General features: G+C 47.0%; 16 protein-coding genes. 6 read left to right on the top strand and 10 right to left on the bottom strand.

What is annotated here, in order from left to right:
* Positions 1 to 1,500: hypothetical protein (locus RH89_RS26745; RefSeq protein WP_206536156.1), on the top strand; the 1,500-nt coding region annotated here is incomplete at its 5' end.
* A gap of 63 nt (positions 1,501 to 1,563) precedes the next feature.
* Here the strand turns inward: RH89_RS26745 and RH89_RS26740 are convergent.
* A complete protein-coding gene (locus RH89_RS26740) occupies positions 1,564 to 2,475 on the bottom strand; it encodes a DMT family transporter (RefSeq protein ID WP_004408757.1) in 912 nt (303 codons plus the stop codon).
* Between the two features lie 102 nt (positions 2,476 to 2,577).
* On the opposite strand from RH89_RS26740, the gene RH89_RS26735 reads away from it, so the two are divergent.
* Positions 2,578 to 4,029 (top strand): aminotransferase-like domain-containing protein, encoded by a 1,452-nt coding sequence (locus RH89_RS26735; protein WP_004408754.1) that lies wholly within the window; start codon positions 2,578 to 2,580, stop codon positions 4,027 to 4,029.
* Here RH89_RS26735 and RH89_RS26730 read toward each other — a convergent pair.
* Positions 4,026 to 4,463: an Lrp/AsnC family transcriptional regulator gene (locus RH89_RS26730; RefSeq protein ID WP_004408753.1), complete on the bottom strand. Its 438-nt coding sequence runs from the start codon at positions 4,461 to 4,463 to the stop codon at positions 4,026 to 4,028. The genes RH89_RS26735 and RH89_RS26730 overlap by 4 nt on opposite strands.
* Before the next feature lie 159 nt (positions 4,464 to 4,622).
* On the opposite strand from RH89_RS26730, the gene yjeH reads away from it, so the two are divergent.
* Positions 4,623 to 5,876 carry an L-methionine/branched-chain amino acid transporter gene (gene yjeH, locus RH89_RS26725; protein ID WP_004408752.1) on the top strand — a complete coding sequence of 418 codons (1,254 nt, stop codon included), beginning with the start codon at positions 4,623 to 4,625 and terminating at the stop codon, positions 5,874 to 5,876.
* A 34-nt stretch (positions 5,877 to 5,910) separates the two neighbouring features.
* On the opposite strand, the gene RH89_RS26720 is transcribed toward yjeH, so the two are convergent.
* A complete protein-coding gene (locus RH89_RS26720) occupies positions 5,911 to 6,621 on the bottom strand; it encodes an SDR family oxidoreductase (RefSeq protein ID WP_004408751.1) in 711 nt (236 codons plus the stop codon).
* Positions 6,622 to 7,116: 495 nt separating this feature from the next.
* Here RH89_RS26720 and RH89_RS26715 point away from each other — a divergent pair, with 495 nt between their 5' ends.
* On the top strand, positions 7,117 to 8,988 hold the full coding sequence (locus tag RH89_RS26715; RefSeq protein ID WP_004408745.1) for a methyl-accepting chemotaxis protein: 1,872 nt from the start codon (positions 7,117 to 7,119) through the stop codon (positions 8,986 to 8,988).
* 248 nt (positions 8,989 to 9,236) lie between these two features.
* Here RH89_RS26715 and lhgO read toward each other — a convergent pair whose 3' ends face one another.
* On the bottom strand, positions 9,237 to 10,460 hold the full coding sequence (gene lhgO, locus RH89_RS26710) for an L-2-hydroxyglutarate oxidase (protein ID WP_004408743.1): 1,224 nt from the start codon (positions 10,458 to 10,460) through the stop codon (positions 9,237 to 9,239).
* A gap of 88 nt (positions 10,461 to 10,548) precedes the next feature.
* Between lhgO and RH89_RS26705 the strand changes: the two genes are divergently transcribed.
* On the top strand, positions 10,549 to 12,642 hold the full coding sequence (locus RH89_RS26705) for a sensor histidine kinase (protein ID WP_139063371.1): 2,094 nt from the start codon (positions 10,549 to 10,551) through the stop codon (positions 12,640 to 12,642).
* Between the two features lie 81 nt (positions 12,643 to 12,723).
* On the opposite strand, the gene RH89_RS26700 is transcribed toward RH89_RS26705, so the two are convergent.
* A complete protein-coding gene (locus RH89_RS26700; protein ID WP_196767266.1) occupies positions 12,724 to 13,167 on the bottom strand; it encodes an Lrp/AsnC family transcriptional regulator in 444 nt (147 codons plus the stop codon).
* A 109-nt stretch (positions 13,168 to 13,276) separates the two neighbouring features.
* On the opposite strand from RH89_RS26700, the gene RH89_RS26695 reads away from it, so the two are divergent.
* A complete protein-coding gene (locus tag RH89_RS26695) occupies positions 13,277 to 13,708 on the top strand; it encodes a DUF2000 domain-containing protein (protein WP_004408735.1) in 432 nt (143 codons plus the stop codon).
* 37 nt (positions 13,709 to 13,745) lie between these two features.
* Here the strand turns inward: RH89_RS26695 and RH89_RS26690 are convergent, their stop codons facing one another.
* The 5 genes from RH89_RS26690 to RH89_RS26670 all read right to left on the bottom strand — a co-directional run.
* The gene (locus RH89_RS26690) at positions 13,746 to 15,863 is read right to left on the bottom strand and encodes a TRAP transporter permease (protein ID WP_004408732.1); all 2,118 of its coding nucleotides are present in this window, start codon (positions 15,861 to 15,863) and stop codon (positions 13,746 to 13,748) included.
* An 85-nt stretch (positions 15,864 to 15,948) separates the two neighbouring features.
* Positions 15,949 to 16,965, bottom strand: a complete 1,017-nt coding sequence (locus tag RH89_RS26685) for a TAXI family TRAP transporter solute-binding subunit (RefSeq protein WP_004408729.1) — start codon at positions 16,963 to 16,965, stop codon at positions 15,949 to 15,951.
* Positions 16,966 to 17,298: 333 nt separating this feature from the next.
* Positions 17,299 to 18,639, bottom strand: coding sequence for a sigma-54-dependent transcriptional regulator (locus RH89_RS26680; RefSeq protein WP_004408728.1), 1,341 nt, complete (start codon positions 18,637 to 18,639; stop codon positions 17,299 to 17,301).
* Between the two features lie 33 nt (positions 18,640 to 18,672).
* Positions 18,673 to 19,911 (bottom strand): cytosine permease, encoded by a 1,239-nt coding sequence (gene codB, locus RH89_RS26675; protein WP_004408727.1) that lies wholly within the window; start codon positions 19,909 to 19,911, stop codon positions 18,673 to 18,675.
* Positions 19,901 to 21,765: transporter substrate-binding domain-containing diguanylate cyclase (locus RH89_RS26670; protein ID WP_004408726.1), on the bottom strand; the 1,865-nt coding region annotated here is incomplete at its 5' end. The genes codB and RH89_RS26670, both read right to left, overlap by 11 nt.

Here is a 21,765-nt window from a genome sequence, read left to right as displayed (position 1 = left end):
CTTTCAGGTTGTGCGGGCAGCTCTATGGAAGTTACGGTAGACGTTTATCAGGGACCTCTGTCCAAATCAAAAGAAGTTCAATGGCAAGAGATAGAAGCTCTCGCCCAACTTCTCCCTTCATGCAAAGAACAGGTACGTGTATCGGTAAGCTTGAAAGACGGTAAAGTTGACAAAGTAAAAAGATACTCAGGTAAAGATAAAACCGCTAGCTACCCGCTTATCGATACCACTCAAAAATTCGAACCAAGAGAGCCCTTTCTCAATGCAAACCCTGATACCAAAGCGCTTGCTTTGGAAGGTTATGCATATTGCGCAAGCAGAATTCTTCAAAATGCTTATTCAGAAGCGTTATGGGAAAACAATGGAAAAACTAACGATATGAAAGTAGAGCAGAGTGCGATATTAGCCCGTAACCTTCTCTCTCGCAGTGAGCTACTGATACAACAATTAAAAGGCGAAAATCGCCATCTATTGCCGCTCAGTGCTTATTTAGCTGAAGCGTCACCATCGCTGTTTATCGAGTACTGCTACAACACCAGCGATGCACTTCCTACAACAATCAAAAACGAGCAATGTAACTTTAAACGATTAGACGGGTTCACGGAACCTAATTTGGCAAACGCACTATTGAGCGAACAGTACTGGCAGCGGATTAATCACGTACACAGTTCCGGGATGGGAGACGTAGCAACAGCCTTTGTTAAGGACGACATAGGTAACTGGTCCTTAAAAAGCTTTGATTCTAACCCCGAAGAATTACTAAAGGCCTATCAGGATCTTTCTCTCAAAGCATTGTCTTCTGCGGCAAAGATCGCTTCAGGAACTGCCACACCCGTCTCGATCAACAGCTTAGAGTCATCGAAAAGGCTCACCGCTTTTGCAGAGAGTATTGCCTTTGGCGACTCAGCCAGTACATCAAACGATATTGCTGAAAAACAGGTTACTACTCTCAGACAAGAAACCATTTTGGCTCTAAAAGACATTAAGCAAAGTTATTCGGATAAAAAGGCACAAATCGAAGAGGCTAAACCCCAAGAAGATGAAGCAGTATTAACCGGAAAACTGGAAGTGCAAAAAGAGAATGCCAAGAAAGCAAAACTGGCACTCTGTGATGTGCTTAAAAGTTCTTCTGAAGGAGTCCGAGACGGCAGTGGTTTATGCACACCTTCACAAAGTGGAGACACAAGCAAACTATCGGCAATGAAAACTTACTGGCAGAATCAGTTAGAAAGCGACCCTTTACTGTTCTCTCAGAACAAAGGGAGCCGTTTAGCTAAATGGTCTGAGCTAATGAATACCATCGACCTGGCCGTAACGTCGGAAACCCAGTTATTGGCTCAGAAACAAAAACAGAAGGATTATGAAACGAGCCTATCGCAGTTAGAAAAAGAATTTGATCAGGAGGTTCAGGTAGAACTGGATCGCTATGCGTTAAGGCTTTCTAATCTTCAGGATCTTAGCTTAGATACTCGGGCTCCCACTCCTCCTGTGAAACATTAACAGCTAAACACAATGTACAAACCACCTATTCATATAGGTGGTTTGTTATTTACATTGGGCTGGCTAAGAGACACATTTTGACTTAGCCGTCTCTTCAGAGGCGACAACTCTGGGCTTTCCTTTGGAAGCCACCAGATAAACCGCTAATGCGGCACATCCGAACCCTACTACTCCCATCAAATCAAAGCTTTCATCAAAGAGCAGCCACGCCTGAATCGCTGTGACAGGTGGCACAAGGTAAAACGTGGAAGCTACTTTTTCCGATTCGCCGTGCTCGACCATGTAGAGCAACAGCAATACCGCCAGTACTGACAACACAACCACAAGCCAGGTCAACGTCGCTACAAATGTGGGAGTCCAGTGAATATAAAGAGGCTCAAATACCCACGCCGTGCCTGCAAACAAAATCAGGGATGCGAGATATTGCCAAGTTACGCAAGTAACCAAATCGGTTCCCTGACAGAATTTCTTTTGATAGAGAGTGCCAAAGGTAATGCCTAATAAAGCAATGATTATCGCGGCATAGGAACCCAGCTTATTGGAATCGTCCACCCATTCCATCTTGCCGTGGAGCACAAGGAAAATTCCAACCAATCCAAGCATTAAACCGCCCCATTGGAGTGGGCGCAGCACTGTGTTTCCGACAACCACCAAAACCACCGCCGTTAGAATGGGCTGTAACCCAACCAGAAGTGCGCTTAAACTGGCTGGCATACCAAGCTTGATGGCGACATAAGTCCCTCCCAGATACATACCGTGAATCATCAAGCCAGAGATGCAGGCATGCATCGCTTTTCGAGCTGGCAGAGCTTTGCGCCTTAGTAATACGACTAAGGTGCTTAGAATCAGTACATTCAGTCCGGTTCTGACAGTAAGCAGCGTTGCGGGGTCGGTGTACTCCAGCCCCAACTTAGATCCGACAAATCCTGACGCCCACAAAACAACAAAGATCCACGGAATCCATCTTGTTGGCATAACTCTCTCCTTTTATTGTTTTATGCACACTTTATTGGATACAGATTTACAAAAAAGGTACAGTTGATCGCATATTGATGGGTACAGATTAGAAGGCGAGTGATGGGAAGCAAAAAGTATCAGGAAGTCATTGAGTATATTCACACTCAGATAGCCAAAAACCGTTGGTTAGCTGGGGAGAAAGTTCCGTCAATCAGAACACTCAGTATGGAGCTCTCTGTTTCTCGCAATACGATTATACGGGCGTATCAGGAACTCGAAGCCGCACGAACACTCTATGCAGAACCACGATCTGGCTATCGCGTGCGAGAGGAAACCAGATCAAACGCCCCTTCTCAGGTCGATGCGCCGGGGTATGTCGACCTGCTGGAAACCACTAAGAAGTTTCTTGACACCCCATTGGCAAACCATCAAATGCCTGCGGGTTGCGCTCATCCTGATACTGACTTTCCTGCCATTAAAACGCTGTATGCCGAAATCGGACGCCAAAGCCGGTATCAAGCCCATATCCCAAGCCATTATCAGTTGCCTCCCGGTAACCATAAGCTGGTGACTCAACTCAGAAGCCTTTGCCTGGACAACGGGATTGAGTGCAATGAGCGTGACATCCTCGTCACGCATGGAGCGCAGCAGGCCATCAGTTTGAGCTTGCAGGCACTGACCTCTCCCGGTGACATCGTTGCCGTTGAATCTCCCTGTTACTTTGGCAACTTATTGTTGATGGAATCTTTGGATCTGAAAGTTATCGAGATCCCCAGTTGCCCGGTTACAGGCATTGATGTAGATGCCGTTGAACAGGCTCTCCAGAAATGGCAGATAAAAGCACTGCTAGTGACTCCCAATTACAGCAATCCAACCAACTCCGTCATACCAATGGAAGCAAGGCAACGCTTGTTGGATGTCTCTGGCGAGTTGCCAATAATTGAAGATGATGTATTCGGAGAGCTCTACTTCGATGCCAGACTACCGTCTCTGGCAGCATTGGATACGCGAGGGCGAGTGGTTTATTGCAGCTCATTGTCTAAAACGCTGGATTCTCGCCTTCGGCTGGGTTGGCTGGTCGCTGGACGCTACCGAAGTGTGATAGAGAAAAGACTTCTCAGCGATAACATGGGATCGCTCAATCTCATTCAGACAGCCGTTGGCGAGTTTTTGTCTACGGGGAAATATCGCCAGCACCTGATGAAGATTCGTCGTAACTACGCCAAAAAGCAAAAGCAGTTTGTGACCTGGCTTAGAGAATCACTGGACGAACAGCCTGCCTTGAAAGATCTGTATTCAATGAACGTTTCAAACGGCAACTATTTATGCTGGATTGAATTCCCAGAGGGTATGGACAGCGACCTTTTGTATGAGCAATGCTCAAAAGAGAAAATCAGCATTTTCCCGGGTTCGGTCTTTGCCACAGGCGACCAATTTAAACAGTGTGTACGATTGAGCTTTTCACGGTTTGCCCCAACAAGGCATTGGCAAAACGGGCTTAGAAGATTTGCGGAGTTAGCTGCAACACATTATGTAGGGAAAGCTACTAAGGGCAAGCAAGCGCCGCATTAAAAGCGGCGATTAAAGAATTCTGTCAGCACAGTGTGGGTAATCAGGTGTTTGAGATGCGGCAGTGCCTGAAGTTCATCCCGAATTTCGTTCAGGCGCTTCATGCTAGGGGCTTCAATGTAAACCATCATATCGGTTTCACCGCTTATCGCATGGGCCCATTTCACTTCGGGTATTTCCCCGACTTTTGAACCGTACTTGTCGCAACTGTGTTCAGCGCGAGAAGTGTCAAAATAGAGCGCGATATAGGCATTAATTGAAGATTCTGGTGGTGCGATTTTCACGTGGTAGCCAAGAATGACGCCATCTTCTTCCAGTTTTTTCATCCTTGACGTTACCGCACTGCGAGACAAATTCACTTCGCGCGCGATATCGCTCACTGAGCATCGACCATCTTCTGCCAAAATGGCGAGAATTTCCTTATCAAACTTATCCAATTGCTTTCCTGTATTGTTATTTTAACCACTGACACAAAGTGTCAGCGAAATATGTCATTTTAACGGCGTCTTTCGTCACTTTGCCAGATGTATCTTATTAATAAAAAAGATAGCCTGAAAGTGAAATGCATCATTAAAGTTTCTCTAAAGGATTAGGCATTGCAAGAATTAAAAAAAGAAATCACCCTATTTTCTGGTATTGGGCAGCTGTCCACGACGTTACTTGGCACAGGTTTGTTTATGATCCCGGCAATAACTGCTGGAATTGCAGATAAAGCGTCCTTGTGGTCCTGGCTCATTCTCTTTATCGCGATTTGCCCCATCGCCCTCACCTTTGCCATGTTAGGAAGACATTTCCCCAATGCTGGCGGTACGGCACATTTTGTTAGGCTGGCTTTTAACGCCAAGTTAGAGAGAAGTGTTGCCTGGCTGTTTTTGTCCGTCATCCCTGTAGGAGTTCCCGCAGCGGTTTCATTAGCCGCCAGTTTCGCTACGCCCTGGCTTCCGGAAGCCATCCGAAGTCAGTTTCTTGCAGAATGCTTGACCGTTGCCTTGCTGTTGGGCGTGAATCTTCTGGGCAGTAAGTCATCTTCTCAACTACAGACTGTGATTGCCCTGAGTTTGTTTACCCTGATCATTTTGTTTTTTTGGCAAGGTGAGGTTCAACCTTCCGATCTCACCATGCCCTCTTTCTCCTCTGTCGACTGGGTTTCGGTTGGCTCTGCACTTGCGGTTATGTTCTGGTGCTTTGTGGGTATCGAAGCCTTTGCCCACATGGGTGAAGAGTTTAAAAATCCAAAGCGGGATTTCCCCATTGCTATTGTGCTGGGCTGCTTTGTTGCTGGTTTAACTTACTGGGCGTGTTCTGTTGTGGTCATCAAATTTCAGGCTTATGGAAGTGTTGAAATGGAAACGGGGGCTATTCCCTGGATCACAGAACAGCTCTTCGGTGTACAAAGTAAAATCATAATCAGCGTCGTGGCATTTTTTGCCTGCTTCGCCAGCGTGAACCTGTATCTTCAAAGTCTATCTCGCATGCTTTGGAGTCAGGCTCGTCAATACAAGCCAGATGGAAAACTCGCTCAGCTTTCAAACCGAGGCGTACCTGCAAACGCGACTTACGTAATCAGTATCACCCTGTTACTTTCCCTGCTATTTGGACGCGTGGTTGGACTGGATTTGGAGATGTTTGTGAAACTGGCCAATGGCATTTTCGTCCTTATCTACCTGCTCGCCATGTTGTCGGCAGTGAAGTTGTTGACCGGTTTTTCTAAAAATCTGGCGTGGCTGTCTCTGGTTCTCTGTGTTTTGGTTTTCGCCTGCCTGGGATGGGCAATGCTTTACGCTCTGATCATATTCGCGCTTTTACAGCTTCCTATCAGGAAAAGAAAAGAGCCACCAATCTACAATTAGTGGCTCCCGACTAAATTGACATGTAAGGGGTGAGCTACAGGCTTGCCCCACCGTCTACATCAATAATTGAACCTGTCATAAACCCATTTTCCATTACTGAACGGGTCAGCGCGGCAATTTCATTGGCATTCCCTATTCGCCCGACGGGGAGCATTTTAGCAGCAACATCAAACATGCTGTCTCTCACATCCATTGGCATGTTAGAAAACGCATCGGTTTCCGTCAGACCCGGGGAAATTAGATTAACCCGCCTTGGTGCAAGCTCAATAGCAAGCGTTTTGGTCAGAGCTTGTAGTGCGCCGTTGACCATGGCAACACCACCTGTGTCCAGCATGCCTTTTCTTCCGGCAACACCACCAAACAGCGTTATCGACCCTTCTTTGGAAAGCTTCTTAGCCATCGCCTGAATCACCCGAAGATAGCCCAGCGCTTTAACATCAAAAGCGTTCGAAATGGCATTGAGAGACGTGGCAACTATTGGCCCCCATGCGACGGTGCCACTTCCGACTAACACCAAGTGATCGATATGGTCGATATGTGCTGCGAGCTTCTGAACACTTTCTGTGTTGGAAAGCTCCATAAAGTGACCATTGACGAATCCGTTTTCTATTTTTGCCTGAGCCTGTTCGATGGATTTCAAACTTCGCCCAGTGATCGTCACCTGATATTGATTAGATTCAGCAAGTTGTTTTGCTAAAGCCAAACCAATACCTTTTGTTCCACCTATTATCAGCACATGTTCCATATCGTGACTCCTTTCTTATTATTTCCGCTCTTGTTGAAATCTAACGTTTCAACTAAGAGCGTATTGTTTAGCGCATCCCCCAGCCCGGAATATAACGTCCAAATATATTCTTTAATCAACCTGATTCATTGGTTAAATAAGCCAAGTCAGATCGCAAGGGTATAAATTAAGCGTAGATGGGGTTTTCGAAAAGTGCCTGTAATTCAAGTCATTTAGTGAACTTTTCCCTGAACTTTGAGAGCCTGTCAGAAAACGATGAATTTTCGAATCACGAATTAATTCAACAATCGACATAAAATCACAAAATAAGGTGAATATTTTGTAAGAAATATTTACAAATATACGTCATACTCTACCCGTTACTAACTAAAAACTCAGTTTCGGTAGTAACCACTAATAATAATATTCTTACCCACCTTGTTCTGAGGTAGTGGGTATCTAAAAGTACTTTATCCAAACGCAACGAATTCGTTTGGAAGTGGTAGAGGGATAACTATGAAATTTAGCCATAAGGTTGTTGCTGCTTCTTCGATATTACTGTTGATCATTCTTAGCGTTCTGACTGCCCAGCAGTATTTCTCTATGAAATCTGAGCTGGAGCATCAAGTCACCGAAAGCGTGAGTGAAATTGTAGACGGGGTTCGAAACACAGTCGCAGCAGACATAAAAGGCAAAAAAGAACTGTCGCAGTATGCCACTGACATGCTTCAGGCAGATCTGCGTAATCGCGACTATGTTGAAGGCGTTATCAGTCAGGCAAGCATCAAACAAAACTTTTTGCTGGCAGGACTGGGTTATGAAAATGACGGCTCTAACGTAAATAATGACCCAGGCTGGAATCCAGGTTCGGACTGGGATCCAAGACGCCGCCCTTGGTACATCGACGCCAAGAATGCAGGCAAACTTATCATCACTGCGCCATACGCTGACTCAGCAACTGGCGAGATTCTGGTTTCTATCGCTGTGCCGGTGCGCGAAAACGGCAGCTTTGCCGGGGCAATCTTCTACGATGTAAGCCTTGCAGGTTTGGCAGAGGTCGTGAACAAAGTTGACCTCTTCAATGCTGGATTCCTGTTTATTGTGGCGGGTGACGGCACCATCATTGCTCACCCAGATGTTGACAAGAACGGTAAGCAAATGAATACCTTCTTACCTAATGTGTCTATTTCTGAAGAAACTCAGGAGATAGAGTTAGAAGGTCAGCTCTATGCGACAGATTTTTCTAAAATTCCGGGTGAAGACTGGTATGTGGGCGTAATGCTGGATGAAAGCATCGCTTACTCCGCGGTGACCGATCTGCGTAATCATTCGATCGTTTATACCCTTGTCGCCTTGGTCATCAGTATTTTTGCACTGCTATTCCTAATCAAAGTACTTATGCGTCCGTTGGATTCATTAAACGACGCCATTCAGGACATGGCTTGTGGTCAGGGGGATCTGACCAAAAGGTTAGACACCAATACCGATGCAGAATTTGCCCTGCTCGCATCTGGGTTCAACACGTTTGCTGAAACACTCCAGCAACGGATTCAACGGACCAAAGAAATCAGTGACAGCATTCGCAGTGTAACGGAAACAACGGCGCAAGGTGCTCAGGATTCCGCAACTGCCATGAACACCCAGATGCAGGAACTTGAGCAACTGGCGACTGCAATGAATGAAATGGCAACGACCTCTTCAGACGTTGCGACCAATGCACAGGGCGCTGCGTCGGCTGCGAAAGAAGCGGATAGCGCAACAGAAGACGGAACCAAAGTGGTGGGCTACACCACTCAGGCGATCAGTGATCTCTCGACCCGTATTGATGAAGCAGTAGAACAGGTGAGACAACTTGAGTCGGCAACCTCGAACATCGAAACCATTCTGGAGGTGATCAATGACATCGCCGACCAGACCAACTTGCTGGCATTGAATGCTGCGATTGAAGCGGCGCGTGCAGGGGAATCTGGGCGTGGGTTTGCGGTGGTGGCAGACGAAGTTCGTACGCTGGCACAACGTACTCAGGAATCGACAACTGAAATCCGTAACATGATTGAACAGCTTCAGTCTGGCGCAACAGCGGTTGCCAGTGCCATGGGGCAGAGCAAAGAAACCGCCGATGATACTGTTCAGAAAGCACAGGAAGCGAACATTGCTCTGGAGCGTATCCGTGGCGCTATTCAGCAGATCAGCGACATGAATATTCAGATTGCATCAGCAGCTGAAGAACAAAGTCTGGTGGCGGAAGAGATCAACAACAACACCATTAACATCAAAGATTTGTCTGAACAGGTAGCTACCGCCGCTGAAGGGGCAAACGAGGCGATGGCGTTGCAGACTCAACATGTAAGGGATCAGGACGAGGTGATGAGTAAATTCATCGTCTGATTGCTTTAAAGGGTCTTTTGACTCTGGTTACCAAAAAATGCCTGACCCACGTCAGGCATTTTTGTTTTAAACCTCAGCTTTGGATAAGAAACATCATAAGTTATTGAATAATTAAAAATTATTATTTTTGGTCTTTCTAGACTGAAGTTTTTGTTGATAACAAGGCGAATTTACGCGTCAATAGCGAGCCTATTGTAAGTGAATTCAACGCAGTTAGCGGCAAAAACTGCGGCTAGAAAGGTGTTCTGTTATCCAGAGTTGAGGTTTCTCACTTTGTCACAAATGTAGTTACCGATAGGGATTGCGGACGTCGCTGCAGGAGAAGGCGCATTACACACATGCAAACTGCGTTTGGATTCTATAAACAGAAAATCATGTACCAAGGTGCCGTCTTTTAATACCGCCTGAGCCCGAATACCCGCCGGATAAGGTTCCAGATCATCCAGTTCAATACCCGGGCAATACTTGTTCACCAGTTTTAAATATCCGGGCTTCCACCAGGAGTTTCGAGTCTCAGCCAGACCGGTTTTAAAGTGTTTAGCAAGCACACGCCAAAAACCGGAGAACCGAACCATTTCCAGAGTATCTTTCACGCTAAAGTTGAGTTTTCCATACCCTTCCCTTTTCCAGCCTTGCACCGCATTTGGACCTACCGTTACGCTGCCATCAATCATACGTGTCAGGTGGACACCCAGAAACGGCAGATCCGGATCCGGAATGGGGTAAATCAGATGGTTCACCACCTGATTGTGTTTCGGCGCCAGTCGGTAGTATTCACCGCGAAAGGGAACAATCTGGAATTCGACGGGAAGATCCATCAATGTCGCCACTCTGTCTGCCATTAAGCCACAACAGGCAATCAGAAATGAGGATTGGATGCGTTCTTTCTGATTGATTTCTACTTCGACTCTTTCGGCGTTTTCATCCAGAGCCGTTACCGCAGAGCCATAGCGAATCTCTCCCCCCATCGCTGTAAACTCTTCAGCCATGGCATTACAGACTTGGGTATAGCTAACAATGCTGGTTGTGGAAACGTAAATTGCACCCAAGCCGGTGATATTAGGCTCTCGTGCTTTCAGTTCCTCCTGATTAAGCATTTCAACATCAATACCGTTGGTCTGACATCGTTCGAACAAGGCTTCCATTCGGGTCACTTCCAGCAGGGTTGTCGCCACCAGTAACTTGCCGCAATTTTCTACCGGAATGTCGTGTTTGGCGCAGAAAGATTTGGTTGCTTTCACACCTTCTCGGCAAAACTGCGCTTTCAGACTGCCCGGCGCGTAATAAACACCAGCATGAATAACGCCACTATTATGCCCCGTCTGGTGCTGTGCCAGTTTTTGCTCTTTCTCAATCAATAAGATGTCCGCTTCTGGCTCGCGTTGTTTGAGCTGCCATGCGGTAGACACTCCAACAATGCCACCGCCTAAAATCACGTAATCGTATTGCATGCACCCAACTTTTAATGCCATGTTTTGTTTCACAATTTTGTTACATCTTGGCTACCAGCAACAGTACTTTTGCTAAACTCTTGTTCAATTAGTGACTGAGGACAAGAAGTTGTCACGACCCCTTCGAAAGCTACCCGTAATATTGTTGGTTATTCTGGCGATGAGCCTGACCTTATTGTTTGTTCGAGACACAGCAAAAGGCTGGTTGCTGGATCGCACCCATATGAATGGACAAGACCGGCTCCTGATCTACGTTGGTGATATACGGAGAACGCTGGCAAGATACGACTTTCTTCCCTATCTGATTGCTGAACATGAACCAAGTCGCGCGTTGCTAGAGGGCGATAAAACGCAGTTAGACGTGGTGGAAACCTACCTTGCTCAGCTTGATAAGGCTTCGCAAACCCGTGGCTGGCACCTGTTGGATGCCAAAGCCAGTTTAGTTGCCAGCAGCAGCCCGGTTTATCAATGGCGGGAATCGGATGGTTTAGCCATTCAGTCTTTGATGCAGCAACTAGGTGGTGAGGTCGTTACCCTGAGCTACCTGTCTCAGGGACAAGCAAGGTACTACCGGGCAGCCCCTATTTATGGCAGTACTGGGCTGATTGGTATTGCCGTCGCGAGAATCAATCTGGAAACGTTGTCGGAATCATGGCTGGCCAACAATGAGTTCCTCTTGATCTCAGATCAGCACAAACGCTTTTTCCTCTCCAGCGCTCAATCGATTCTGAATAATCAGCTTGGCAAAGACAGCATGCCTTCCCTGCGCCCATTTCTGCTTCCTGACGGCACCGAAGTGAATCTTGTGGATTTCGAGCGCAGCCCCTATCTGGTTCAAAGCGTTAACCTCGACGACCTAAAATGGAACATTCACTATTTAACGCCCATTAAAGAGCTGGACGACACGGTAAATACCGTCACCCTGATAGCTGCCATCTTAATGTTACTGGTGGTTGTGGTGGTATTGCTCACCATCGAGCGACGACAGAAAATCCGCTCCCGAGAAGCATTGCAGCAGGCGATTTCCGATTCAGAGCGACAGCTACGCTCGATAATCTCAAAAACCGATGTCGGTCTTCTGATGCTGACGGAACAGGGACGCGTGGCATACATCAACCCTATGGCGCTGCGATACTTTGGTCTCTCTGAACCACTCGCAACCAACATGGAAGCGTGGCAGCTTTTTGAAACCATGGTTGGTAACACTACCGTTATGTCGATGCTGAAAGATCTATCTAAACATAAGGACATCGCTGAATTAAGCGCGGTTGAGGTCATGGCGCAGCGAAGTGATGGTTCCCGTTTTCCTGTTCTGTTTTCTCTGACTTACATAACGTTTGGCGCACAATCGGGGTATCTGGTCACGCTGATCGACATCAGCAAAAGAAAGAAAGCGGAAAACGCGCTGCAAAAAGTCAATCATGAACTGGAAGAGCGAGTCAGGGCACGGACCATCGAACTGGAAGCTGCGCAGGATGAACTGGTTCAAAGCAGTAAGATGGCAGCCCTCGGGAGAATGTCGAGTGCCATTACTCATGAACTGAATCAGCCTTTGACCGGAATCCGAACCTTATTGTCCAGCAGTGGTTTGCTGATAGAACGAAACCAAACCGAACAGCTGAAAGCCAATATGAGCTTGGTGGATAGCCTGATTGATCGAATGGCTGCAATGACATCCGAGCTGAAAACCTTCTCGTACAATCGTTCTCAGGAATTGGTCCCGGTTTCGTTAACATCTGCGACTGAAGAAGCGCTGACCTTACATGCAGATGCTCTGGAAAAGGTTGAAGTCGTTCAGAACTGGGAACCCAACCTGCCCCATGCACTAGGAGATCCTCACCGTTTAACTCTGGTCATAGGGAATCTGATTTCAAACGCTGTGGACGCCATGGATAAAACACAGTCTCCTAAACTTTCCATCTGGGGTACAACCAATGGTGACAGGGTGGAACTTCATATCATGGATAACGGTATGGGCTCGTCCGATGAAGCTTTGACTCACATGTTTGAACCTTTCTACACAAGCAAAAAAGTAGGAAAAGGACTGGGCTTGGGGCTGGCAATATCAGCCAACAGCATGAAGGAAATGCAGGGAAAGGTCTGGGCTAGAAACAACTCAGGGCAAAACGCAGGAAATAAAAACGCCACACTAGATTGGAGTGCTGGTATGACGTTTTCTTTGAGTTTAAAGAAGGAGAATTAGAGCCTTTCTTTACTTGCCTTAAAGACATATCACTTGGCAATAACGGCATAGAACAAGAAAGCTCAAATACACACCAACTCATTAAGAACGTTCATCTTTTGGTGAGTCCATCACTACATGCGTCGTTATCGTGGCAACATAAGGAAGAATACCCAAAGTATCTGCATGAAACGCTTTGTAGGCTTTTATATCTTTCGTCTCGATACGTAAAAGGTACTCAAATTCACCCGTTACATTGTGGCACTCACTCACTTCTGAAGATAAAGCGATCGCATCTTCAAACTCCTTTTGTGCACTTCTGGTATGGGTAGAGAGACCAATACTCACATAGACGATAAATCCTCGATCAACGAGCTCGCTATCCAGAGAAACCCTGTACCCTTTGATAACACCCGTACGTTCCAGCTCCTGTACTCGCCTTAAACAAGCAGACGGTGAAAGCCCTACTTTAGCTGCAAGCTCAGCATTAGTGATTCGTCCATCCAAGTGGAGCTCTTGCAATATTCTTTCCCCAATTCTATCTATATTCAAATTTTATTGCTCCATGTGAACTTCAATAACAATATAAGCAAGAACATTCAGTGTATCTCAAAATATAATGATGTAGATAATTTGCTTAACAGAGGATGCCAATTTGTCGGGTTTACCAAATGACACTCAAAAACGTTTTGTCGCCGTATTGAACAAGAAGATGGAAACTGGCAGAGCACTCAATGTTCTGGGGCACTTGAGTGTCGCTCTTGCTGATCTATTAGAAAAAGGGAATGCTTGTTATGTCGATTATGAGGATAAGGATGGCAATATTCATCCAAATATGAGTCATTACCCTTTTATTGTTCTCAGAGCGGACAATTCTAACAAGCTACGCAAGTTAAGAGAGGGGGCGTTAGAGAACAATATTACATTTACTGACTTCACCGACACCATGATTGAAGGTGGTTCAGATGAACAGCAGAGGCGCACCAAAGATACGCCTGAGTCAGATTTAAACTATTTGGGTATCTGCTTGTTTGGCAACTCAGAAGAACTTCATAACATCACCAAAAAATTTAGCCTGTATAAATAGATTTCTTCCAATGAAAAAGCAGGCTTTCGCCTGCTTCTTAATCTGTCTTCAATGTATACGATTTATTTTCAGTCCGATAGCTGTGATAAAACAGCGCGACAAACGATGCCAGTGCTACAAGACGAACCGCGAGTGATATTTCAGGCCACATCATGACGACTCCAAGTGCTGCGACCAGTATTCTCATCCACCAGCTTAGTGTTGATTCTAAGTAACCTTCTAATGCCGCTATCAGTGCGTATACGCCAAATACCGAGAAAATACCGATGGTGATCACCGCAACCGGATCCCAACTCACTAACGCGGTATAAGCCATGATGACCGGAACAATGTACAGGCCTTTGGCAATTTTCCATGCCGTCAGACCCGTACGCATAGGCGGAGTTCTGGCTATGGTCGCTGCGGCAAACGCGGTTAAACATACTGGTGGGGTAACGTTACTGTCTTGCGATAGCCAGAAAATGATCAGATGCGCCGCAAGTAAAGCCAGCCCGACTTTCTCCATGCCAATCGCCTGTTCTAACAAAGTAGGCAGAAAGTCGGCGGGGACTAACGCAATCAGGCTTTGTGCCTGTTCGACGGACATCGGCGAATTGAGTGCCGCCAGTTGGTCGGGTGCCGCTAACATGAATATGGCTTTGGCTTCCTCTGGCAACTGCCCCAACGCCAGCATATCCAGAAGCTGGTCCTGAGCAATCAGGTTGTACAGCGCAGGGGCGGACAACGTACCCAACACTATGTATGCCGCCGTTACCGGAAGCCCCATGCCTAAAATAAGAGAGGCTAATGCGATCAGCAGCAACATAATCAGCAGCGAACCACTCGCCCACTCATTGATCATCAGAGAGAAGGTGTTCCCTACTCCGGTTGTACTGATCACATTGATAACCAACCCAATACCCGTGAGCAGTACTGCTGTTGTGGCCATGTTTCTCGAACCTTGTGCCAGTGCTTCAAAGATGGCTTTAATGCCCATCTTGTTCGGCGATAGCCAGGATGCAACCACCACAGATACAATCGAAATTCCCGCGGCATAAGTCGGCGTGAAACCCGATACCAGCAAGTAAACCAGTACCACTAGCGGAATCAGGTAGTGCCATCCACTCGCCAGTACTTTGAGAACGGGTTCGCTATTGGAATCGACCTGATGAACGCCACTGCGCTTGGCTTCGATACGAACAAAGAAGGCTACCGACAGAAAGTAGATCATTGCTGGCACAATCGATACTGCGACAATATCGACGTAAGGAATCTGCGTATAGGAAGCCATGATAAACGCACCTGCTCCCATAACAGGAGGCATCAACTGCCCGCCGGTAGATGCTGCGGCTTCTACCCCTGCTGCAAATCGTGATGGAAAGCCTGCTCTCTGCATCAACGGAATGGTGATCACCCCTGTTGATACCGTGTTCGCCACACTGGATCCCGATACGGATCCCATCAGACCAGAGCCCATTACCGCGACAAATCCCGGTCCGCCGATGACTTTGTTCGCTGCAGCGCGCGACACATCGATAATGAAGTCCCCTGCACCCGAGCGAACTAAAAACGCTCCAAACAGGATGAACATGAATACGTAGCTCCAACTAATTCGGGAAATGGTTCCGAACATGCCTTCCGAAGAATAGAAGCTGCGGTACAACAGTGTTTCTGCGCTAAGACCGGGAAAGTGAAACACACCCGGAACCCACTGACCCCACCAAACCACATAGGTAAGGGAAATCACAATAAGCACTGGGATAAACCAGCCAATGGTACGACGGATGATTTCAAGCACAACCACAATACTGATGATGGAGAACACCCAATCGGAGGTGACAAATTTCACCCCTCGGTCATAGAGCGCATCTTCCGCCAGAGGAATGTAGATCAGACAGGAAACTGCTGCCGCTGCGACAACCATGTCTATTGCTAGCGCGAAACGACTTTTCTTCCAGCTTTTTCGGGCAGGATAGAGCAAGGCGCAAACAACGGAAAAACCCGCAAAGTGTGTCGCGGATACCCACAATTCGGGTAACGTCGCCAGTGTATTAAACCAAATATGTAATCCCGCCAGTACAATGCCTACGGCGGTAATCAACGTCGTCAACCAGGGAAAATCGGTTCGAATGGGCAGCTCAAATTGCGCCAGATCGACGTCTTTTTTATCTTCCATGATGTATTCCTCATGTACTGCAGACAATCTATTCCCGAGCCGGGCGGGGGGACACCGGCTCGGGAACAGTAACCTGAGTCAGGTATTATTGAACGATGAGGTGAGAAGGAATCGCAATGCCCTGTTCTTTGTAGTAACGCGCCGCACCTGGGTGAAGCGGTACAGGCAAGCCAGCAATCGCTTTTTCAATCGCCATTGCTTTCGTTGCTTTGTGAATGCCATTCAGGAACGTCAGGTTTTCATAAATGGTCTTAGTCAGCAGATACACGTCATCGTCACTGATGTCATCGCGTACGGCTAAGAAGTTAGGTTGTGCGATGGTGTTGATGTCTTTTTCCTGACCTGGATAGGTGTTCGCAGGAATCACAAAGCGAGTCCAAAGCTCATACCCGTTGTTCGCTTCCTTGATTTGCTCATCGGTAAAGTTCAGGATTTGAATTTGATTACCCAAAGCAGCATAGGCACGAGTCACCGCGCTCACTGGTACACCTGCCGGAGTGTTCATGCCATCAATCGCACCGTTTTGCAGCGCATCTGCACTCGCACCATAACCTAGGTAAGCCAGATTGAATTTATCCGGGTCCACATTCAGGCCAGACATGATCTGACGACCGGAACCTTCAGTCCCTGAGTTTTTCTTACCAATAGAAAATTTCTTGCCATTCAGCTCGGAAAGATCGCTTACTGTCCCTGTTTTTGCGAATTTTGAACGCACTACAAAGTGCTCAACGTTTTGCCACAACATGGTGACAGAGCGCAGGTTTTTCTGAGGACCAGACTGTTTCACTTTACCTTCGCCATTCCACGCCCACGCACCATACAACCCTTGCAGAATCGCAAACTGAGCTTCGTTTTCGCGCAGAAGTTTTACGTTCTCACCAGACCCGGCAGAGCTGATGGCAGAAAGCGCAAACTTATGTTTGGGTTCAAGCTTAATTTTACTTAGCGTCGCAAGTGCTACGCCAACAGGGTAATAAGTACCACCAGTGGATGCTGTAGCCAGTATGTAGCTGCGATTTTCCGCTGCATTCGCAACGCCGGTTACCGAAGCGGCAAGTGTCGAGGCAAGAAGAAGGGATTTCACGAGTTTGTTTTTTAACATGTTTACGCTCCATGTAGGGTTATTGACTCACTCAAATTCAATTTGGTGAGATTGTTGTTTCTCCCTACATGGCAACTTACGTGCCAAAACATAAATCTTTGTTTTTATTTAATTAAATAATTTTCAGTAGTAGAAATGAGCAAAAATGTGCTGATTAAATAGGAAATGAATGAGCAAGATCTTGCTCATTCGATTAATTGTAAATTCCTTGTTAAAACTGACCTCGGAGCAAAGTTTTGACCTTTAAACTGAAGAGCTTGCCGTGATAGGCAAAATTTTGCTCATTTCAAACTCGCGCGTCTGGGTAAGTTTAATGAGTGTTTTTGCAGTCCATTATTTACCCAAATAATCTTGTCGGCTTAACCCGTACTTTTGCATTTTTTGATTAAGGGTTCGGCGAGGAAGGTCGAGTTCAGCCATCACCTGAGTGATGTTCCCTTTGTGCTCTCTTAGCGATTTGTCGATCACTTTTCTTTCGAAATTGTGTACCTGAGTTGCCAGAGAAAGCGTATTAACGACCGGCTCAGAGCTGAGTGAAGCAGATTCAGAAAGTATGTCGGCAACAGACAGATCATCATGCGCAAAACGCGTCGCCACATTCTTGAGTTCACGTACATTGCCTCGCCAGCCATAACTCAGCAGCGTTTGTTTGTCGCTCAGTGTGGCTGGTCTACAGCTTGAATTTGCCTGACGGGAGTAGTGTTCAAACAGAAGCACAACGTCTTTATCTCGCTCTCTGAGAGGAGGAAGAGTCAGTTGGGCAACGTTCAAACGGTAATAGAGATCTTGGCGGAAATTTGGGTGATCAAACAGATTGTCTTTAGCAGCTGCGACAACTCTCAGATCTATATTGATGGGCTGATTAGCTCCTACCCTTTCGACAGTATGTTCTTGCAGAGTTCTGAGCACTTTTACCTGCATTGAAAGCGGCATGCTTTCTATTTCATCCAGAAACAAAGTGCCTTTGTCAGCGTACTCCAGCTTCCCTATTCTCTGCTTTCCTGCCCCTGTGAAGGCACCGGCTTCATGCCCAAACAACTCACTTTCAAACAGGTTTTCCGGAATGGCGGAGCAGTTTATTGGAACAAACCGGTGCACGCTCCGTCTGCTCAGTTTGTGAAGGCAGTTCGCCACCAGTTCTTTACCACACCCCGTTTCACCATAAACGATTACATTGGTATCCATGGCTGCAATTTTGGCTAATTGCTGTCGGAGGTTCACCATGACTTCACTCTGACCAATCAGAATTTGCTCTAACCCATTCAACTGCTCCAGATATTCGAGACGCTGCTGACTCTCCTTCTTCGCCTGCAAAGAGGAGAAGGCATCACTGACGGTGTCAATCAATCTGTCTGGGTCGAAAGGCTTTTCCAGAAAATCATAAGCTCCTTCTCGTAGCGCTTTCACCGCCATGTCCACATCACCATGCCCTGTCACCAACACGATTGGCACATTAGGGACTCGGTTCAAAATGGCATTCATCAGAGTCAGACCATCGGAATCTGGCAGCCTGACGTCACTGACAATCACACCGGTGAAAGTGGGAGAGATCCCTTCTAATGCAGATGTAGCATCGGCAAACTCCGTCACCGAAAAGCCTGCCAGTTGCAGCCATTGACTTGTCGCCTGACGAACGATGTCGTCGTCTTCGATGAGTACGATTTGAGAATCCATTCTTCTTGCCTTATTTCGGTTAACCTTTTGCGGTTATATTGAGCGAGATACCCACGCTTTCACTGGTTTAAACTGTAGCACCCAGTAAGAGGTCATGGCTACGATCACAGCGTTTACCGGACCTATACCCGGAATAGTCAGCGCGCCAAACACACCCACTGCTACGGCAGCTATCCCACACCAGTTTATTTCTTCAAACTCGACGTTGGCATAATCCAGATATTCTCTTCGGCGTGTCAGATAATCTGCAATGATAACGCCACCAACAGGTGGAATCGCAATCGAAAGGAAGTGTAACCAATCAATGAAATGGTCATGCAGCCACAGGGCAAATATGGTTCCGAGAAAGCCGTTGAGTACCGACAAATGATGACTTGGCAAACGGATAATATTAGAAAATGCCAAACCTGAAGCATATAAAGCGTTGTCGTTAGTGGTCCAGATATTCAACCCCAGAACAACGATGGCAGGAATGAGCAAACCCTGCGCCAGCATCGTATCAAACAGATCGGCATAGCCGATGCTGTAACTGCTGAGAGCACCAAGAACAAACATCACAGTATTGCCTGCGAAGAAGGCCAGGGCGGTGATGAACAGCGCTTTCTTGTGGTTCTTTGCAAAGCGAAGGAAATCGGCACTTAATGTCGCGGCACTGACAAAGGTTCCCACCACTAAAGTTAACGCTTCCGACATCGTCAGTTTGTTCTGCATATCGCCAAGCTCACCATAAAGCGCACCCACGCTGAACGTCTCCAGTGCGCATTTTACCGAATACCCACCAAACAAAAGTATGGCAGGGACGGCAATGGCAGACAGGAATATCAGTGCAGACATACCAAAATAAGCGGTGCTCACCATCAATAACCCGCTTACCGCAATCAGTATCTTTACATCAACGCCTGTCACTTTACTGACCGGGATGGCAAACATCGCAACACCAACACCAAACCAGCCAACCTGGGTTCCCCCCAAAATAAGTGATGGCAGCCACGAACCTTTGTGACCAAATGAGAAATGAGTTAACAGGTGGGTAGATAACCCGGTGGTAGAGCCGATATACCCTAATACCCCAGCATAAGTAGCGAGCATCAGATTTCCGATGAGAACAACCCAGACAAATTCAGAACTGGAAAGCCCGTTCCAGACTACCCCGCCTGCCTGCATACTGGCGGAGAAAAAGGTCAGCCCAACCAATACTAACCCCAGAGCTAACGTTCGCTTTCGGGCGTAATACGGAACAGGTCTCAGGCTGAAATTTTCATCAAATATCATGCCCTTTCCCTTTATGCTCTAAGTGAAAGTCGGTGTAGCTGGTAACGGTGTTGCGACCCATTCGTTTGGATTGATATAGCGCCCTGTCCGCGCGCTGCATTAAGTCTGTCAATGTGTGTTTTGGGAAGTACTGCGCAACGCCAAAGCTGCAGCTCATGGAGCCAACTTCTTCAAATTGCTCCGAGTTAACCGCTCTTCTTAGCGTTTCTGCAAGATAAGAGGCTTGTTCTTCGGTCTGACCCGGGCATATCACAATGAGTTCTTCACCACCCCAACGCCCTACCAGATCAGAGCCTGATATATGGCTTTCAAACAAGCGGGACATGGTGATTAACGCCTGATCTCCAATTAGGTGACCGTAGTGGTCATTCAGAATTTTGAAATGGTCGATATCACCCAGAATGACGCTGAATGGCTTTCGGCTGAACCCAAACTGCGCAACCTGCTCCGCCAGCACGGTATCAATGGTATAGCGGTTATACAGCCCTGTGAGCCTGTCTTTGGTAGAGAGCTCTTCCAACTTCCTGTATTTCACTTGCAAAACGTAGTAGCTGTAACCCATGGCACCCACGACAATACAACCAATCACCAGTACTGCCCAAACCAAACGATTATCGCTGACCGGCTTATAGTTCACAGGCGTCCAGGAATTCAGAATGGAAGAATGCAGGCGAATATCCATGTTCTCTATCGCCTTATTCAGAATTTCGGCAAGCTGGGCTTCATCTCGGCTGACACCAACGCTCAAAGGAAACGCCTGATTCATACGGCTCCCCACCATTAGGTTCGGGAAGTAGTGCTGCAGGTGATAAGTCACAACCGGCAAAGCGCCAATGAAACCAAACAGCTCTTTGTTTTCGACCATCTGCAAACCGGTATATGCCGAGTCTACGGGCACAAAATTGATGTCTGGATAGCGAGCCTGAAATTCATCCGCCAATCCATGATTGCGATTGAAACCAATGTAGCGCCCTGCCAGTGCGCTGATTTCGGCAGCGTAAGGGGTATTCTGATGTATCGCAACCGCAACAGGTAAAGATAAGTAAGGCTGCGTGTAAACCAGATAGTTCAGGCGAGACTTAACAGGGCGACTCAGGCTTAAAATGTCACAGGCTCCGGAATCGACAGCTTTTAAAGATTCTTCCCAGCTTGAGGTGGGCACATGTTCAAATTTGATGTTCAGGCTTTTTTCAAAGAACTGTACATATTCCCCGGTCATGCCCTGAGGCTTACCATCCAATACGCCTTCCACAGGCAAGAAATCCGGGTGAATACAGTATCGAACACGTTGCTTCTTATTCAGATAGTTTCGATCGTCTCGGTTGAGATTCAGGACATTGACTTTGTTTGCCTGATTATTGGTCAGCCATTTGCGTTTTAGTGACTGAATGGTCTCTGGTGAAAGAGAGCGATACGCTTTGTCCAGAATTGATGCCAGTTGCGGTCTGTCGCTTCGCACCGCCAGCGTCTGGAAATAAGTACCGAGGTTGGCATTGTCTGCCAACGAGAACACACGAAGCGGAGAATCGATGTAGTTTTCAAGATAAAAACGCAGCACTTGTTCACTGTCCATTGCTGCATCCGCCCCACCACTGATCACCTTCTCGATGGAATGAAGCGTATCCTGAGTTTCTATTAATCGTATGTCCGGATAGTTTTCCCTAATCACGGGAATTTCTGCCGCGCCTTTAACCACCGCTAGTGTTTTGCCGATGAGATCAGACAGGCTGGTTACCGAGGTGACAGAGTCACTAAATAGCAATGCGTTGGTTACGGCAAAGACTTTTGAATCGGTAAAGGTCGCAAACTGCTTTCCCTCTGAAGTTGGGGTCATGTTGGAGATGATGTCGATCT

It is taken from the genome of Vibrio nigripulchritudo ATCC 27043 (genome assembly GCF_000222685.1).
GTDB classification, from domain to species: Bacteria; Pseudomonadota; Gammaproteobacteria; order Enterobacterales; family Vibrionaceae; genus Vibrio; species Vibrio nigripulchritudo.
The sequence above is the reverse complement of the archived record's forward strand: the minus strand, read 5'-3'. Positions and strand labels throughout refer to the sequence as shown.